The organism is Nocardioides sp. YJ-D4 (assembly GCF_054031495.1).
Genome location: NZ_CM132932.1, coordinates 1665248 through 1682595, shown reverse-complemented (window position 1 = coordinate 1682595; position 17348 = coordinate 1665248). Strand labels below are relative to the sequence as shown.

Genomic DNA, 17348 nt, shown 5'->3' with positions numbered 1-17348 from the left:
TGGTTGGCCGCGTGAAGACCTGGCTGGGCATCACAGCTAGCCGACGAAGGCTGTCGTGGTGCGGGGTGCGGCGTCGGCCGAGCAGTGGTAGTCGCGCAACGGCCGCTCGCCCGTTGTCAGATAGGTCGTCACCACGTGGTTCGCGCAGCGGTTCCTGCCGCCCGGGTAGACGCCGTGGCCACTCTGATCGGCGGTGACCATGGTGGCCCGCTTGCCCAATGCCGCCCGCATCTCCCGCGCGCCGTCGAGCGGTGTCGCCGGGTCGCGAAGGTTCTGCACCATCAGTACGTTGGACGGACCCTGATCGGTGATCCGGACCTGCGGTTCGGCGGGATCCGGCCAGTACGCGCACGGCGTGATGTTGGCTCCCGCGGCACCGAACAGCGGGTATCTGATCCGGTCGACGGCGACGTTGCGCTGGTAGGTCGCCACCGACGACGGCCAGTGCGCGTCGTTGCAGATCATGTAGTAGCGACCGGAGATGAGGTTGTCCACGTCGGTCACGGCGCCGCCACCGGGCAGCGGTGGCGGGGGCTGGTTCGTATCGACCGCCTGCCAGATGTCCGCAAGTAGCGGCAGCTGGGTCGGGCCGTACAGCAGACCGAAGTTGATCAGCCGGAACGCGACATGGTCGAAGGGGCCGTCCGGTGTCGGGATCGGCTTCTTCTCCAGTCGCTCGGCGAGCTCGAAGTGCTTCGCCCGTACCTGCGCCGGTGTCTTGCCCAAGCCGTACTCGCGGTGGTTCGCCGCAGCGAACTTCGCGAAGGCCGGGAAGGTGTCCTCGACGCCCTGCGACCACAGCCGGTCGCTGGCGTAGTCCCAGCCACCCGGGCCCATGTTGCTGTCGAGCACGATCCGGTCGCTGCGCTGCGGGAACAGGGTGGTGTAGACCGCACCCAGGTGGGTTCCCCAGGAGGCACCGGCGTACGACAGCTTCGACTCACCCAGCGCGGCCCGGATCCGATCCATGTCACGTGCGGTGTTGGCCGGGCTGATGTGCGGCAGCATCCGGGATGTCTTGGACGCCGCGCACTGCTGGGCGATCTGCTTGCTCACGGCCGCGTGCTCGGCCACATCGGCGGCGTCGAGCGGGTACGGCGGGATGCTGCCTGTGAGCACTTGATCCGGGGTGAGGTCGCAGGTCACCGGTGTGCTGCGGCCGATCCCGCGCGGGTCGAAGCCGATCACGTCGTAGCTGTCCCGGACACTCTGTGGGAGTCCGATCGCGACGAGCATCGCCGGATAGCTCTCTCCGGCGGAGGGGCCGCCGGGGTTGGTCAGCAGGATGCCGCGCCGCTTGTCGGGCTTCTTGCTCGGCAGGCGCGAGACCGCGATATCGATCGTCCGGCCGTTGGGGTCGCTGTAGTCCAGCGGGACCTTCAGGGTCCCGCACTGCATCCCTTCCGGGATCGGCACCGGAGAGATATCGGCGGGGCATCTGTCCCACCTGATGCTGTCCGGTGGCGCGGCCTGCGCCGCCGCTGGACCTGCCACCGAGACCACGGGGGCCAGTGTGGCGACGGCGACGGCGACGGCGAGCGGTACTGAGATGCGTTTCATTTCTTCCTCCCGAGGATGGTGGGGACGGTGTCAGTCTTCGCTGATCGGAGGGCGGGAACATCCGGCCGCAGACCATTCCGGGGTGGTCGAAAGGACTATTGACCGGTGGGGAAAGTAGTAGTGCTGCAGATCACTGCCCCTGCTGAAGACGGTTGCCGTACGAGTCGGCCACAACGGTTGGCGGTTGGGCCGCGATCGGCGAGGATGTCCTCGTGATCGACGAGCGCCCCATCAAGACCTGGCTGACCGACATGGACGGTGTCCTGGTGCGTGAGGAGGAGCCGATCCCGGGAGCCGGCGAGTTCCTGGCGAAGCTGACCGCGGCGTCGGTGCCGTTCATGGTGCTGACCAACAACTCGATCTACACCCCGCGGGACCTCCGGGTGAGGCTGCTCCGCTCCGGGCTCGACGTCCCCGAGAAGTCGATCTGGACCTCGGCGCTCGCGACCGCGCAGTTCCTCGCCGACCAGCGGCCGGGCGGCTCGGCGTACGTCGTCGGCGAGGCGGGGCTGACGACCGCCATGCACGCGGTCGGCTACGTGATGACGGAGAACGACCCCGACTATGTGGTGCTCGGGGAGACCCGCACCTACTCCTTCGAGTCGATCACCCGGGCGATCCGGCTGATCGAGGCCGGCGCGCGGTTCATCGCGACCAACCCGGACCCGAGCGGGCCGAGCCCGCAGGGCACGCTGCCCGCCACCGGCTCCGTCGCCGCGCTGATCAGCGCCGCGACCAACCGGGCGCCCTACTACGTCGGCAAGCCGAACCCGCTGATGATGCGCAGCGCGCTCAACCAGCTCGAGGCCCACTCCGAGACCACGGTGATGATCGGCGACCGGATGGACACCGACATCATCAGCGGTCTCGAGGCCGGGATGCGCACCATCCTCGTCGAGACCGGGTCGACCAGGCCCGAGCAGATCGAGACCTTCCCGTTCCGGCCGACCCGCGTGGTCTCCTCCATCGCCGACGTACTGCCGCTGCTCGACGCCTGACCTGGCCTCCGGATCGGGTCGAGCGCCCGAATTCATTGGGTTGTGTAAGGAAAGTCCGCTCAAGGCCTCTCCTCGTGGACGCGACTGTGTCGACCGTCACATAGTCGGGCGTCCGGGTGACCCCACCCGGAGAAGACCGAGGAGTTACAACTGATGACTGTCATCGATGACAAGTCCGCAGGGGCCGTCCCTCGCTGGCGCTTGATCGGGCCCGGCCTGGTCGTCGCCGCGACCGGTGTCGGCGCCGCCGACCTGGTCGCCACCATGATCGCGGGCAGCAAGTACGGCTACGCGCTGCTCTGGGCCGTCGTGCTCGGGTGCCTGATGAAGGTCGTGCTCGTGGAGGGAGCCGGCCGCTACAGCCTGGCGACCGGACGTACGATCTACGAGGGCTGGAGCAGCCTGGGCCGCTGGACCCACGCCTACTTCGGGCCGTATCTCATCATCTGGGGGTTCGTGTACGGCGCGGCCGCCATGTCGGGCACCGGGCTCGCCGCCCACGCCCTGGTGCCGGTGCTGTCGGTGAAGGCCTGGGGCATCATCGCCGGGATCTTCGGCCTCGCGCTGGTCTGGACCGGCCGCTACGGACTGTTCGAGAAGGCGCTCAGCATCATGGTGCTGCTGATGTTCATCTCGATGGTCGCCGCCGCCGCGCTCACGGTGCCGAACCTGCCCGAGCTCGCCGCCGGCCTGGTGCCCCGGATCCCGGACGGGTCGCTGCTCAACATCCTGAGCGTCGCCGGCGGTGTCGGCGGCACGATCACGCTGGCCGCGTACGGCTACTGGCTGCGGGAGAAGGGCTGGGCGACCCCGGCGTACATGCGGGTGATGCGCATCGACAACTCGGTCGCGTACGTCGTGACGGGGATCTTCGTCGTCTCCACGCTCATCGTCGGGGCCGAGCTGCTGTACTCGGCCGGCATCGCGGTCGACACCGGCGACAAGGGGATGCTCGACATCGGGAACGTCCTCGAGGACCGGTACGGACCGGCCGCCGGAACGATCTTCCTGATCGGCTTCCTCTCCGCCGCGCTGAGCTCGCTGGTGGGGGTGTGGCACGGGGTCAGCCTCATGTTCGCCGACTTCGCCGGTCACGTACGGAAGGCTCCCGAAGACGCTCCCGAGCGGCTCGCCGGCGGCATCTGGTACCGCGGGTACATCCTGTGGCTGACGTTCCCGCCGATCATCGCCCTGTTCCTGGACCAGCCGGTCTATCTGATCCTCGCCTACGGCGTGCTCGGGGCGCTCTTCATGCCGTTCCTCGCGATCACGCTCCTGTGGATCCTCAACACCGACCGGGTGCCGCGCGAATGGCGCAACCGGATCTACTCGAACGTGGTGATGGGTCTGTGCGCGCTCGTCTTCGTGGCACTGGCGGTGCACCAGGTCCGCGTCGTCGTCACCGGTGCGTTCTGATCACCGCACCAGGTTAGGTTGACTCCGTGCGGATTCTGGTGGTCGAGGACGACCCGAGCGTTGCGGAGGCGTTGGTGGACGCCTTCGAGGACGTGGGGTGGACCACGACGCACTGCAGTCGCGGCGACGACGGGCTGCACCAGATCGCCGGAGCCGACCTGGTGGTGCTCGATCTCGGCCTGCCGGACATGGACGGACTCGACTTCCTGCGTACGGTGCGGCGGGTCTCGACGGTTCCGGTGCTCGTGCTCACGGCGCGTGACAGCGACGGGTCCGTCGTCCTCGGCCTGCGTGCCGGCGCCGACGACTACCTGGTGAAGCCGGTCGGCAGGGCGGTGCTGCTCGCTCGTGTCCACGCGCTGGTTCGGCGGAGCCGGATGGCCTCCGCCGAACCGCGCCCGGCCGAACGCGTGGTCACGTTGGGCGAGCTGAGCGTCGACGTCGCTGCGCGCACCGTCCACCGTGCCGGGTCCCCGGTCTCGGTGACCGCGACGGAGTTCGATCTGCTGGCCGCGCTGATCGCCCGCACCGGCGAGGCGGTGAGCCGCGACGAGCTGCTGCTCCAGGTGTGGGGTACGCCGGCGGTCGGCAAGTCGCGTTCGCTGGACTTCTTCGTGACCGCGCTCCGCAGCAAGCTGGGTCGGGACCTGCCGCTGCACACGGTGCGCGGCTACGGCTTCCGGCTCGGCTGATCGAGAAGGGGAGACGACGGTGATGGAGCGTCGGGTACAGCTCGTCGTCGGCCTGCTCCTGCTCGGGACGCTGCTGGCACTGGCGTTTCCGCTGGCGACCACGCTCGCCGACCGGCGGACCGCCCGGCTCGCGTCCGAGCGGGACCGGCAGATGGCGGTGATCGCGGAGGCGGCGGCCTCCGGCCAGCCGGTCGCAGAGCTCGTCGACCGCTACCACGACGTCTACGGCGAGCCGGTCCTCGTCGTCGATGCCGATGGCCAGGAGCTCTCGCTCGCTGGCGACCTCGACGCCGGCGCCGCCTCCGTCCGGGGAGCGCTGCGGATCGGACTGGTGGGCGTGCCTCCCGTCGCGATGCCTCGGATCCTGCCCTGGACCACCGCGGACCCTTTGCGCGGAGCTCCGGGTCGCGAGGACGGCGAGGTCAGGTCGTACGCGCTGACTCGCGTCGACACCTCGGTCGCCGCCGCACAGATCAGGCGGGACTGGGCGCTCATCGCGGTCGGGGCGCTGGCGCTCCTGCTGGTGGCTGCGGCGCTCACCAGGCGGCTGTCGCGATGGACCATGCGTCCGGTGCACTCGCTCGAGGCAGCGGCGCGCACGATCACGCATGGCGACCGCAGCGCGGATGTGCTCGCGACCGGCCCGGCGGAGCTTCGCGGTCTGGTCGCCGAGTTCAACCGCATGGGTGCCGCCGTCGAGACGTCCCTGGAGCAGCAGCGTCAGCTGGTCGCCGACGCGTCGCATCAGCTGCGCAACCCCCTGGCGGCGCTGCGGCTGCGAGCCGATGGACTGGAGTCACATGTGAACAGCACCGGTGAGCGGGCCTATGCGGGTCTGACCAAGGAGCTGGAGCGCCTGGAGACGCTCCTCGACCAGCTGATGTCGCTCGCGCGGGCCCAGGAGGCCGGGGCGGCCCGTGCCGGTGGAGGCGTCACGGTCCCGGATCAGGTCGTGGGCACCGTCATCCGCGAGCGCGTGGAGGCCTGGCGGCCGGCCGCGGAAGCGGCGGGGCAGTCCTTGGCGATCACGGGAGACCTGCCGGAGGTGGAGGTGGCCGGGGTGCTCGACCAGATCCTCGACGTCCTCATCGACAACGCCATCCGCTATGCCGGTCCGGGCGCCCACGTCGAGCTCTCGGCGACCGAGACCGCCGACGGGGTCGTCGGCTGGGTCCGTGACGACGGGCCGGGGCTCGAACCCGACGAGTGGCACCTGGCGACCGAGCGGTTCTGGCGGTCCGGTGGCCAGCGGACGGGATCCGGCCTCGGACTGGCGATCGCCGAGGAGCTCGCGGGCGCCAACGGTGGTCGCGTACGCCTGCGGCCCGCCGAACCGGTCGGGACGATCGCCGAGTTCTCGCTGCGGGTGGCGTCGTGACCTGGACGGGTGGGCAGCTGACGAGACGGACGTTGGTGCGGACGGTCACCGCCGCTGCCGTCGCGCCGACCGTGGCGTCCTTGGCGGGATGCGGCGACACCGCGACGTCACCCGTCACGATCGCGGCGGGCACTGAGTACGGGACCTATGCGGTCTTCGCTGGCCTGCTCGCCGATCAGCTGCGTGCCGTGAGCCCTGGGCTGGAACCGACGGTCCTGTCGACGGAGGGAAGCCTCGACAACGTACGTCTCCTCGGAGACGGCGAGGCTGCGCTCGGGCTCGCGCTCGAGGACGGCCTCGACCGGATCGTCGCCGACATGCCCGAGGAAGCGCGTCCGATGGCGTTGGCGCGCATCTATGAGAACTATCTGCAGCTCCTCGTGACCGACGACAGTCCGATCCGCGAGGTCGGCGACCTTCGCGGCCGGCGGGTCGTGCTCGGGGCCGCCGGGTCCGGCGCCGCCGTGACCGCTGTCGTGCTCCTGGGAGCAGCCGGTCTGCAGACCCGCGATCTCACGGTGAGGTACATGGGGCTGGCCGCCGGTCTGGACCGGCTGCTCGAGAACGACGTCGATGCCGTGTTCTGGTCCGGCGGGATCCCGACGCCCACGATCGGCAAGGCGGGCCGTGAGCGGCCGCTTCGGATGATCGACCTCGGGGCGCTCGCCACCCCGATGTCGCGACAGTCCGGCTACCGCTACTCGACCCGGAAGGTGCCACCGGTCGACTACGGTCCCCCCTCGGGCGGCACGACGATCGGCGTCCCCAATCTGCTGCTGGCGCGCCGCGACCTGCCGCACCGAGTGGCGCGGGAGATCGTCGATGTGATGGTCAGCCGTGCGGACCTGCTGATCCCGGACTTCGTCCGAGGGCTGCAGTACCTGGAGCCCGCCACGATGATCCAGACCGGACGGATCCCTCTCCATCCCGGCGCGTTGTCGGCCTATCGCGCTCTGCACGGATGAGGTGGCGGCGACGGCCTCGGGAATAGCCGGGCGGCGGTCGCACGCTGGGGCTTGATGTGAACGAGGACCGCCCGTCGTGGGAGATGACGCTCGCCTACCAGGAGGAGCTGGCCGCCGGCTCCGCCGGTGAGGACGTACGCTCCGCCACCTGGTTGCTCGTCGACGACGGCACGGTCGTGCTGACCGCCGCCGGGCAGTCGCACCTGCTGCGCGTCGGGGATGCGGCGCTGGTCGGGGGCCAGGTCAGGCATCGGGTGGCGACCCATGACGGGGCCGCGGTGACCAGGGCCGATCTGCGGGCGGTCGCGGTGGCGTACCCGCTCGCCAACCCGCTGGTCGTGCGCGACTTCGTGGGTCGCCACGGCGGGGTGGCGGAGCTGGTGCGACGCTGCCCGCTGGCGGGGCCGTGCCGGCCGTCGGCGCTGTTCGCGTCGGGCTACGCGTCGCTGCTCGGCGCCGCGATGACGGCCTCCTGGCTCGAGGACACCGGGCGCGGCACCGACGGTCCCGCGCCCGTCCTCGACCCGACGGTGGCGCAGGTGCTCTCCGCGCTGATCGAGGATCCGGCACGGGCCTGGTCCGTCGAGGCGATGGCGGAGTCCGTGCACCTGTCGAGGTCGGCGCTGGGGGAGCGGTTCCGGCGCAGCCTGGGGCAGAGCCCGAGCGAAGCGCTGCGGGACGTGCGGATGCGCGCGGCCCGCCACCTGCTGGCCGGCGGTGACCGTCCGGTCGAGCAGGTGGCGTACGCCGTGGGCTACGGGTCGGGCGCGGCGTTCAGCCGCGCCTTCACCACGGTCCACGGGACCGGGCCGCAGGCGTGGCGGGACGGCTCAACCACGCGGGACGCGAACCGCCCCGAACCCCGCCGCGGCGATCACCGCACCGACCGCGCCGATGAGGAGCACCCGGCCGACGCCGTACTCATCGAGGACCGCGCCTCCTAGCGCCGCCCCGAGGGCGATCGAGACCTGGAACGCGGTGACCTGGAGCGCCAGCGCCGACTCGGTGCGCTCGGGCTCGACGCGGGTGACCCACAGTTGCGTGCCGACCGGCACCAGGTTGAACCCGAAGCCCCACACGATCATGGCCAGCGCCATGACCGGCGTGCTCTCGGCGAGGTACGTCAGCACCAGCCCGCCCGCGAGAAGGAGCGGCGCGACGGTGACGACGACCCGCAGCCGGTCGGCGAACCGCCCGGCCGCGAGGTTGCCGAACAGCCCGCCGACACCCCACAGCGCCAGCATCCACATGCCGTCGCCCGGCGAGGTCTCCGAGATCGCGATCCGGATGAACGGGTACGCCACGAAGTTGCCGAGCACCACCACGACCACCAGCAGCACACCGGCGACCAGCCGCGGGTTGCGGAGAGCCTGTCGCATCATGGTCAGCCCGGCCGACGGGTGGGCCGGCACCGACGGCAGCGCCCGAGCCAGCGCGGCGGCGGAGACCAGGCTCAGCACCGCCGCGGCCGCGAACCCCCAGCGCCAGCCGGGGCCGTCGGCGAGCAGCGAGCCCAGCGGCAGGCCGACGATCGTGGCCACCGTGACACCCAGCGCGATCGAGGTCGAGATGACGTGGTCACGGCCCGGCGAGGCGTACGTCCCGACGGCGAACGCGAAGGACCAGTAGCCGGCGATCGCCGCACCCAGCACGAGCCTGCCGAGGAGCAGGACGATGAAACCGGGGGAGATCGCGACGGCCAGGTTGGCGACGGCCGCGGCGACGAGCAGGCCGACCAGCAACGTACGCCGGTCCATCCGGGGCAGGATCATGGCGATGGTCGGTGCGGTCGCGGCCCCGGCGATCGCGGTCGCCGCCACCGCGAGCCCCGCCGTCCCCTCGCTGATCCCGAGGTCGCGCGCCATCGTGGGCAGTACGCCCGCGGGCAGGAACTCGCTCGAGACCAGGATCGCGATCCCGGCGGCGAGGGCGACCACCGGCGCCGCTCGGCCCTGGGAGGTGGTCGTGGACGGGGTCGTTTCAGGCGAAGTCGTTGTCACCCTTCGATCGTCGCCGCGATCCGCGCGCCCGCGTTGATCGTCCGTCGCCCGTGCTTGACCGGACGACCGCCATCGCTGGTTTCATCGAGGAGGACCGAAACGGTTACGCCGCCGAAATAACCGCTCCTTACGCTCGAAAATGTTCATCTCATCAACATTTGAGCCGGAAGGGGTGTCGATGGCCGCGGCACGAAATGCGGGACAGATCGGTCCGGTGGACGGCCCGGCGCAGCTGGCCGGCGTGGAGCTGACCGCTCTGCGCAACGTACGCCTCCTCGACGGCACCCTCGCCGATCTCGACCTCGCGGACGGTGAGATCACCGTCGTCCGGCCGGTCGAGGGCGGTCCCGGGACAGATGCCACGGGCTGGCGGCTGATCCCCGCCGCCGGCGAGCCGCACGCGCACCTCGACAAGGCGCTGAGCGCGGAGCAGATCGAGCCGGGCCCGCAGGCCGGGAACGATCTGGTGACCGCCATCGAGCAGTGGCGCTCGCTCGTTCCCGCGCTCACCTCCGACGACTTCGCCGACCGCGCCCGGCGCGCGGTCCGCCGCTATGTCGCGAACGGCATCACCACGATCCGTACGCACGCCGACGCCCTCCTCGCGGGCGACCCGCTGCGCGGGGTCGACGCGCTGCTCGGCCTGCGCGAGGAGCTCAGCGGAACGGTCACGCTCCAGGTCTGCCTGCTCGCCGGCCAGGACGTCCCGGACGCGGTGATCGAGGACGCGATCGGGCGCGGGATCGACGTCCTCGGCGGGTGTCCGCACCTGGCCGACGAGCCCGCCAAGGAGACCAGCCGCATCCTCGACCATGCCGAGCGGTCCGGTCTCGCCGTCGACCTGCACACCGACGAGCAGACCACCACCGGCCACCTCGACCTGGCCGATCTCGCCGAGCAGGTCATCGCCCGCGGACTGCCGCAGCGGGTGACCGCCTCCCACTGCGTACGTCTCGGCATGCTCGACCACGACCGCCGAGCTCCCGTCGTGGACCTGGTGGCGAAGGCGGGGATCGGCATCGTGACGCTCCCGATCACCAACCTCTACCTGCAGGGCCGCGACGCGGACGGTGCGGTGCCGCGCGGTCTCACCGCGGTCCGGGCGTTGCTCGACGCGGGGGTGCCTGTCGCCGCCGGTGCCGACAACCTGCGCGACCCCTTCAACCCGGTCGGCCGGGCCGACCCGTTCGAGACCACCTCGCTCCTGGTCGCCGCCGGTCATCTCCGGCCGGCCGAGGCACTCGCCGCGGTCACGACGACCACCCGCACCGTGCTCGGGCTCCCGGACGCGGGCACGGGACCCGGCAGCCGGGCCGATTTCATTCTCGTTCCCGACGTACCTCTCAACGACGTCGTCGCCGGAGCGCAGACCGCCCGCGTCGTCGTCCATGGCGGCCGCGTGCTCGCCGACACCCGCGTCAGCACCGTCCTCGATCTCGAACCCATGCCGAGGTGACATGAACACGACGACCACCACCGCCACGCTCGCCCTCTCGGGGGTGACGAAGCGATTCCCGACCGGTACCACCGCGCTGACCGGGGTCGACCTCAGCGTCGACGCCGGAGAGTTCGTCTCCGTCGTCGGCCCGTCCGGCTGCGGCAAGTCCACCCTGCTCCGGCTGGCCTCGGGACTGGAGGACGCCACCGTCGGCCGGGTCGACGTCGACGCCGACACCACCAGCTACGTCTTCCAGGACCCCACCCTGCTGGAGTGGCGCAGCGCCCGGAAGAACGTCGAGCTGATCGGCGAGCTGAGCGGGCTCTCCAAGGAACAGCGCCGCCGAGCGGCGCAGGAGGCCCTCGACCTGGTCGGCCTCACCGGCTTCGAGAAGCAGCATCCGCGCCAGCTCTCCGGAGGCATGCGGATGCGGGTCTCGATCGCCCGGGCCCTGGTCGCCGAGCCCGACCTCGCTCTCTTCGACGAGCCGTTCGGCGCGCTCGACGAGATCACCCGGCTGGCGATGCAGACCGAGCTGCAGCGACTCTTCAAGCTGCTGGGCTTCGCCGGCCTCTTCATCACCCATTCGGTGGCCGAGGCCGTCTACCTCTCGACCCGCGTCGTCGTGATGAGCGGCCGGCCGGGCCGGATCGTCGCGGAGATCCCGGTGCCCTGGGAGTTCCCACGCCCACCCGAGCTGCGTTTCGAGTCCGACTTCGCCCACCTGGTCGGCCAGGTCTCCGAGGCACTGGAGGAGCACGCATGAGCACCGAGCTGATCGTCGAGCCGGACGTCGAGCCCGTGACCGAGGCGACGCCCGCCGAGCCGCTCACCAGACGTACGTCCCCGGTGCTCCGCAGCATCATCGCCAAGGTCCTGCCGATGATCGCGGCGCTCGCCGGCCTGGCGGCCGTGTGGTACGCCGTGACGTACCTCGTCCTCGGTGAGGACAAGCGGTTCCTGCTGCCGCCGCCGCACCAGGTCTTCGGCGAGACGCTGGGCCGGCCGGAGATCATGCAGCCGATGCTCGCCGCGCTGTGGCAATCGGTCATGGTCGCACTGGCCGGTCTGGCGATCGCGGTGGTCATCGGGATGGCCTGGGCGATGGTGATGGCGCAGACCCGGCTGCTGGAGAAGGTGCTCTACCCCTATGCCGTCATCCTGCAGACGGTCCCGATCCTGGCGCTGACCCCGCTGATCGGGATCTGGATGGGCTACGGCATCGCGGCCCGGATCGTGGTCTGCGTGATCATCGCGGTCTTCCCGATGATCGCCAACACCCTCTTCGGCCTGCAGTCGGCGACGGCGCCGGCGCACGACCTCTTCACCCTCAACCGGGCGACGCGGCTGCAGCGGCTGCTCAAGCTGCAGCTGCCCGCCGCGATGCCGGCGATCTTCACCGGCCTGCGCAACGCCGCCGGGCTCTCGGTCATCGGCGTGATCGTCGGCGACTTCTACTTCCAGCAGGGCAGCCCCGGCATCGGTGGCCTGCTCCGCGTCTACACGCTCCGGCTCAGCATGGAGCCGCTCTTCCTGGCGATCATCCTCACCGCCCTCTTCGGTGTCGTCGTCTTCTCGGCCTTCGCCGCTCTCGACCGTGCCGTCATCGGCAAGTGGTACGGCGAGCGCTGACCTCACTCCATCCCCCAAGCTCTACCCATAAGACAAGGGACACAGCATGAACCGACACATACCCCTGCGCGCCGCCACCCTCGTGGCACTCTCGACGATCGCCCCGTTCGCACTGGCCGGCTGCGGGAGCGACGCCGGCTCCGCCAACACCGCCACCGCGGGCGAGGTGACGAAGGCCGAGAAGGGCAGCGCGAAGGACCTCTCCGACGTCTGTCCCGCGACCGTGGTGATGCAGCAGGACTGGCAGCCCGAGGCCGAGCACGGCGGCATGTACAGCCTGATCGGCGAGGGCTACACCGTCGACACCGACAAGAAGACCGTCACCGGGCCGCTCGTCTCCGGGGGCGTCGACACGGGGGTGAAGATCGAGGTCCGCTCGGGTGGGCCGGCGACGGGCTTCCAGCCCGTCCCCGCGACCATGTACCTCGACAAGGACATCCTCATCGGAGCGGTCAACACCGACGCCGCGATCGCGGCCGCGGAGAAGCAGCCGACCGTCGCGCTGGCCTCACAGCTCACCGTCTCGCCGCAGATCCTGATGTGGGACCCGAAGAGCCAGGACGACGCGAAGACCATCGCCGAGGCCGCCGGCGACGGCGACCCGGTCGTCACCGCCGGCGACGTCATCCCGGCGCTGCTCGAGTCGCAGGGGATGATCGAGAAGAAGCAGTCCGACCTCTCCTACGAGGGCACCCCGCAGCGCTTCGTCACCGAGCCGACGATCCTCCAACAGGGCTTCGCCACCGCCGAGCCCTACATCTACGAGAACGAGATCAGCAGTTGGTCCAAGCCGATCGGCTACCAGCTGCTCGCGGAGGTCGGCTACACCATCTACCCCGAGCCGATCGCGGTGCGTGCCGAGGACGTCGAGAAGGAGGCGGACTGCCTCGAGAAGCTCGTCCCGGTGATGCAGCAGGCCGAGATCGACTACCTGGCCGACCCGGACTGGGCCAACGGGATCATCGTCGACATCGTCGAGCGCTACCAGACCGGCTGGACCTACAGCGAGGGCGTCGCCGCGTACGCCGCCAAGACGATGACCGACCTCGACCTGGTCCACGACGACCCGAAGTCCGGAGTCTTCGGCCAGATCGACGGCGGGCGGATGAAGGGGATCGTCGAGACGTTCGCGCCGATCATGAAGCAGGCCGGCACGATCACGTCCGACGACATCGACCCGGAGTCGCTCTACGACAACCGGTTCATCGACGACTCGATCTCGATGAAGTGATGTCGATGACCATCTCGCAGCGTACGTCCCAGGTGACCGCCCTGGTCTCCGACCTCCTCGGCGCGGACAGGGTCGAGACCGACCCGGCCGCGCTGGTGAAGCTCTCCTCGGACTGGTCCCGGATGTCGCCGGTGCTCCAGGAGAAGGTGCCGAGCGGCAGGTACGTCGCCGACGCCATCGTCCGGCCGCGCACCGAGCAGGAGGTCGCCGACGTGCTGGCCGTGGCCTACGAGCACGACGTGCCGGTCGTCCCGCGTGGCGCCGGGACCGGCAACTACGGCCAGGCGACACCGTTCACCGGCGGGATCATCCTCGACCTGCGTGGTCTGGACTCGATCGAGGTGCTGGCCGACGGCAACCTACGCGCCGGAGCCGGTGCCCGGATGACCCGCATCGACAAGGTCGCCCGGGCGGCGGGGCGCGACCTGTGGATCTTCCCCTCGACCAAGGGCTCCACGATCGGCGGCTTCATCGGCGGCGGCAGCGCCGGCACCGGGACCATCGAGCACGGCACCACCTCCGACGGCTTCGTCACCGAGCTGACGGTGGCCCCGATGGACGGCAGCGGACGCCTCCTCACAGTCACCGGCGAGGAGACGCTGCCCTACATCCACGCCTACGGCGTGACCGGCGTGGTGACCTCGGTGGTCGTCCGCACCGACCCGGCCCGGGACTGGGTGGCGGTCTATGCCGCCTTCGACAGCTGGGACGCGATGGTGTCCGTGCACCGCCGTCTGCTCGACCTGCCGGTGCTGCCGAGGCTGGCCTCGGGCGACGAGCCGGCGCTGGTCCCGACCCTGACCACCAACGTCGAGCTCGACCCGTCCCAGCACAGCCTGCGGGTGATCGCGGAGGCCTCCACGGTCGCCGAGATCGAGTCGCTCGTGATGGCCGCCGGAGGCAGCGTACGGGCTCGTCTGGAGGACTACGCCGCGACCGATCTGCTCTCCGGGATGTCCTACAACCATCCGGTCTATTTCCTCCAGCGCGCGCACCGTGACCGGAGCTGGTTCCACATGGAGACCGGCGGCGAGCTCTACTGGAACGACGCCGACCGGGTGCGGAAGGTCTACGACGGCCCCGTCTGGCTACACCTGGAGCTGATGGGGAACGCCCCGCTGGCGATGGTGGTCGCCGAGTACGTCTCCGAGGAGCAGGTCCTCGCCGGCATCCCGCGCTTCGACGAGATCGGGGTCGGCGTGCACTCGCCCCACCAGTGGTACGTCGACCGCAACGTCGAGCTCGTCACCGCGGTCGCGCGCGAGCGCGACCCCAAGGGGCTGCTCAACCAGGGCAAGCTCACCGACCACGCGCTGGTCGACACCCGCATCAACATCGGAGTCCGCTGATGCCCCGTTTCGCCGACCTCACCGCCCCCGAGATCGCCGCTCTGCCCGAGGACACCGTCGCGGTGCTCGGTCTCGGCGCGATCGAGCAGCACGGTCCTCACCTGCCGGTCTCGACGGACTACGTCATCGCTGCCGAGGCGGCCTCGGCAGCGGTGGCGGCCGTGGCCGAGGCGGGCAGCGCCTCTGTCGTGCTGCTCGAGCCGCTGGCCTACACGAAGTCCGACGAGCACTCCTGGTCGCCCGGCACCATCTGGCTCTCCTGGGACACCCTGATGCGGGTGCTGGTCGACATCGGCCGCTCGCTCAGCACCTCCGGGATCACCCGGCTGCTGTTCGTCAACGGCCACGGCGGCAACTCCGCGCTCGGGCAGGTCGCCAGCCGTGAGCTGCGCAAGCAGTTCGGCCTGGCGACCTTCTTCGCCCACCTCTCGGTGCCACCCGACCAGGGAGGACGTTCCTCGCGGGAGGACGAGCTCGGCCTCGGCATCCACGGCGGCCACGGCGAGACCTCGATGATGCTGCACCTGCGGCCTGAGCTGGTGCACCAGGAGCGAGGGGAGCGGAAGGTGCCCGAGCACCTCGCGGGCTATACGCACATCGGCTTCGGCAAGCCGGTCTCCTTCGGCTGGCTCTCCGACGACTTCGGCACCGACGGCTACCTCGGCGACCCGACCACCGCCACCGCCGAGGACGGCAAGCTCCGCTTCGAGGCCGGGGTCGCCACGCTGGCCGAGGTCATCGTGGAGGCCTCCCGCTTCACGCCGTCGGCATGACGCTGCGGATCACCGGCGCGGCCACGGGTGACCTCTCGATCGAGGGGCCCGACGACACCCTCGACGCCTCGGGCTGCCTGGTCACGCCGGGCCTGGTCAACGCCCACCATCACCTGCTGCAGACCGCGTTCCGCACCCTGCCCGGGACGCGTGGCGTACCGATTGCCACCTGGCTGCCCACGATGGCGGCGGCCTACGACCGCGTCGGGGTCGACGCCGAGCTCACCTACGCCGCCGCGCGGGCCGGGCTCGCCGAGTCGCTGCTCTGCGGGGTGACGACCGTGGCCGACCATCACCTGACCTGGCCGGGCTCCCTGACCCCGGAGGAGACGGTGCCGTTGGCGCAGGGGACCGCGCGAGCGGCGGTCGAGCTGGGCGCCCGCCTGGTCCTCGTCCGCGGTGCCGCCCGCGACGACCCCGAGACCGCGGCGCACAGCGCCGACCTGATCGCGGAGGCGCTGGTGGAGGACGCACCCGGCGGGGTGAGCGCCGACGGCATGCTGCAGGTCGCGGTCGGGCCGGCCGGGGTGCACTCCGATCCGGAGCCGACGTTCCGGCTGATGGGGGAGGTGGCTGCCCGGCGCGGGCTGCGGCGGCGTACCCAGGCCAACGAGCAGGTCGACGTCGCGATCGCGGCCGAGCGCTACGGCCGCCGCCCGATCGACCTGCTGGAGGAGTGGGGCTGGCTCGCGCCCGACGTGACCCTGGCCCATCTGTGCGACGTGACGCCGGACGAGATCCGGAGGCTGAGCGCGGCCGGGGTGAGTGCCACCCACGCGCCCGGCTGCGACCTGCCGATGGGGTGGGGGATCGCGCCGGTCGCCGCGCTCCGCGAGGCGGGGGTCGAGGTCGGGCTCGGCACCAGCGGTGGCGGCAGCAACGACGCCGGTCACCTGCTCGCCGATGCCCGTCTCGCGATGCAGGTGGCGCCGCTGGTGGGTCCTCCGCTGGCGGCCGCCGAGGTGCTCGCGATGGCGACGACCGGCTCAGCGGCCGGCCTCGGCCGACCGAGGCTGGGGGAGCATCAGGACCTGTGCGTCTGGGACGTCTCCGGGGTCGCCGACGCCGGCGTCCACGACCCGGTCGCCGGCCTGCTGTGGGCCTCGCCCGGGCGGCGTCCGCGGCACGTGGTCGTGGCCGGCCGGGTCGTCGTACGCGACGGGGTGCTCACCACCGCCGACGAGGGCGAGATCGTCGCGGATCTGGGGCGGCTCAGCGCCTGAGCTGCTCCTTGACGACCAGCAGCCGGAAGAGCTCGCCGTCGGCGCTGGCCCACCGGTGCCGTACGCCGCCGGGGATGTAGACCGAGTCGGCGGTCTCCATGACCTGCTCCTCGCCGTCCAGGTCGATCCGGAGCGTCCCGCCGACCACGTAGACGAACTCGTCCTCCTCGTGCTGCCAGTAGCGGTCCCAGGTCGGCTCGTCCCCGGCGAACTCCATCGGGATGAAGGCGTGGTCGGCCCCGGCGACCAGCGCCTGCACCATGCCGTTGGACGCCTCCGCGGTGCCGGGGTCGGAGCGGCGTACGACCGTCACGGGGCCGGCGGAGGCGCTCTCGACGCTGTCCGCGAGCAGCGCCTGCTGGGTCGTGCCCAGCGTCTCGGCGATCCGGAACAGCGAGGACATCGAGGGCCGCGCCATCCCCCGCTCGATCTGGCTCAGGAACGGGTGCGACAGGTCGGTCGCCTCGGCGAGCTGGACCAGCGTCATCCCCTGCCCCTTGCGCAGCTCCCGCACGCGGGCGCCCAGCCGCAGCACCGAGCGATCCAGGGACTGTCGCGGATTCCGAGTCACCTGCTCAACCTAGCCGTGGACGGCGCTCCGCGTTCACCGCGTCACGAGGAACTCACGGTTCCGTCGCGTGTCAGAAACAACACATCCGTTCCTGCTCTGCGAAACGGAGTTTCGAAATGGTG

General features: G+C 70.9%; 16 protein-coding genes. 13 read left to right on the top strand and 3 right to left on the bottom strand.

What is annotated here, in order from left to right:
- Positions 1 to 36: 36 nt before the first annotated feature.
- On the bottom strand, positions 37 to 1560 hold the full coding sequence (locus ACW14X_RS08150; protein ID WP_457165262.1) for an alpha/beta hydrolase: 1524 nt from the start codon (positions 1558 to 1560) through the stop codon (positions 37 to 39).
- A gap of 212 nt (positions 1561 to 1772) precedes the next feature.
- Between ACW14X_RS08150 and ACW14X_RS08145 the strand changes: the two genes are divergently transcribed.
- From ACW14X_RS08145 to ACW14X_RS08120, 6 genes are all read left to right on the top strand, one after another.
- Positions 1773 to 2558: an HAD-IIA family hydrolase gene (locus ACW14X_RS08145; RefSeq protein ID WP_350714388.1), complete on the top strand. Its 786-nt coding sequence runs from the start codon at positions 1773 to 1775 to the stop codon at positions 2556 to 2558.
- Positions 2559 to 2711: 153 nt separating this feature from the next.
- Entirely contained in the window at positions 2712 to 3974 is a 1263-nt protein-coding gene (locus ACW14X_RS08140) for an Nramp family divalent metal transporter (RefSeq protein WP_457165261.1), read from the top strand.
- A gap of 26 nt (positions 3975 to 4000) precedes the next feature.
- Positions 4001 to 4666: a response regulator transcription factor gene (locus ACW14X_RS08135; protein ID WP_350714392.1), complete on the top strand. Its 666-nt coding sequence runs from the start codon at positions 4001 to 4003 to the stop codon at positions 4664 to 4666.
- Between the two features lie 22 nt (positions 4667 to 4688).
- On the top strand, positions 4689 to 6044 hold the full coding sequence (locus ACW14X_RS08130) for a sensor histidine kinase (RefSeq protein WP_457165260.1): 1356 nt from the start codon (positions 4689 to 4691) through the stop codon (positions 6042 to 6044).
- Positions 6041 to 7009, top strand: a complete 969-nt coding sequence (locus ACW14X_RS08125) for a TAXI family TRAP transporter solute-binding subunit (protein WP_457165259.1) — start codon at positions 6041 to 6043, stop codon at positions 7007 to 7009. Before ACW14X_RS08130 ends, ACW14X_RS08125 begins: the two co-directional genes overlap by 4 nt.
- Positions 7010 to 7065: 56 nt before the next feature.
- Complete coding sequence (locus tag ACW14X_RS08120) at positions 7066 to 7953, top strand: helix-turn-helix domain-containing protein (RefSeq protein WP_457165258.1); 888 nt, start codon at positions 7066 to 7068, stop codon at positions 7951 to 7953.
- Here the strand turns inward: ACW14X_RS08120 and ACW14X_RS08115 are convergent.
- Complete coding sequence (locus tag ACW14X_RS08115; RefSeq protein ID WP_457165257.1) at positions 7840 to 9009, bottom strand: MFS transporter; 1170 nt, start codon at positions 9007 to 9009, stop codon at positions 7840 to 7842. The two genes, ACW14X_RS08120 and ACW14X_RS08115, sit on opposite strands and share 114 nt — an antisense overlap.
- Positions 9010 to 9187: 178 nt before the next feature.
- Here ACW14X_RS08115 and ACW14X_RS08110 point away from each other — a divergent pair, with 178 nt between their 5' ends.
- The 7 genes from ACW14X_RS08110 to ACW14X_RS08080 are packed head-to-tail and all read left to right on the top strand — an operon-like array spanning position 9188 to position 16655.
- Positions 9188 to 10465, top strand: coding sequence for an amidohydrolase family protein (locus ACW14X_RS08110; RefSeq protein WP_457165256.1), 1278 nt, complete (start codon positions 9188 to 9190; stop codon positions 10463 to 10465).
- A gap of 1 nt (position 10466) precedes the next feature.
- A complete protein-coding gene (locus ACW14X_RS08105; protein WP_457165255.1) occupies positions 10467 to 11213 on the top strand; it encodes an ABC transporter ATP-binding protein in 747 nt (248 codons plus the stop codon).
- Positions 11210 to 12079 (top strand): ABC transporter permease, encoded by an 870-nt coding sequence (locus tag ACW14X_RS08100; RefSeq protein ID WP_457165254.1) that lies wholly within the window; start codon positions 11210 to 11212, stop codon positions 12077 to 12079. Before ACW14X_RS08105 ends, ACW14X_RS08100 begins: the two co-directional genes overlap by 4 nt.
- 46 nt (positions 12080 to 12125) lie before the next feature.
- The gene (locus ACW14X_RS08095) at positions 12126 to 13310 is read left to right on the top strand and encodes a hypothetical protein (RefSeq protein WP_457165253.1); all 1185 of its coding nucleotides are present in this window, start codon (positions 12126 to 12128) and stop codon (positions 13308 to 13310) included.
- Between the two features lie 5 nt (positions 13311 to 13315).
- Complete coding sequence (locus ACW14X_RS08090) at positions 13316 to 14659, top strand: FAD-binding oxidoreductase (protein ID WP_457165252.1); 1344 nt, start codon at positions 13316 to 13318, stop codon at positions 14657 to 14659.
- Positions 14659 to 15432, top strand: coding sequence for a creatininase family protein (locus tag ACW14X_RS08085; RefSeq protein ID WP_160024951.1), 774 nt, complete (start codon positions 14659 to 14661; stop codon positions 15430 to 15432). Before ACW14X_RS08090 ends, ACW14X_RS08085 begins: the two co-directional genes overlap by 1 nt.
- Positions 15429 to 16655 (top strand): amidohydrolase family protein, encoded by a 1227-nt coding sequence (locus tag ACW14X_RS08080; RefSeq protein WP_457165251.1) that lies wholly within the window; start codon positions 15429 to 15431, stop codon positions 16653 to 16655. Before ACW14X_RS08085 ends, ACW14X_RS08080 begins: the two co-directional genes overlap by 4 nt.
- On the opposite strand, the gene ACW14X_RS08075 is transcribed toward ACW14X_RS08080, so the two are convergent.
- Positions 16645 to 17226 (bottom strand): cupin domain-containing protein, encoded by a 582-nt coding sequence (locus ACW14X_RS08075; protein WP_201451107.1) that lies wholly within the window; start codon positions 17224 to 17226, stop codon positions 16645 to 16647. The two genes, ACW14X_RS08080 and ACW14X_RS08075, sit on opposite strands and share 11 nt — an antisense overlap.
- Between the last annotated feature and the right edge of the window lie 122 nt (positions 17227 to 17348).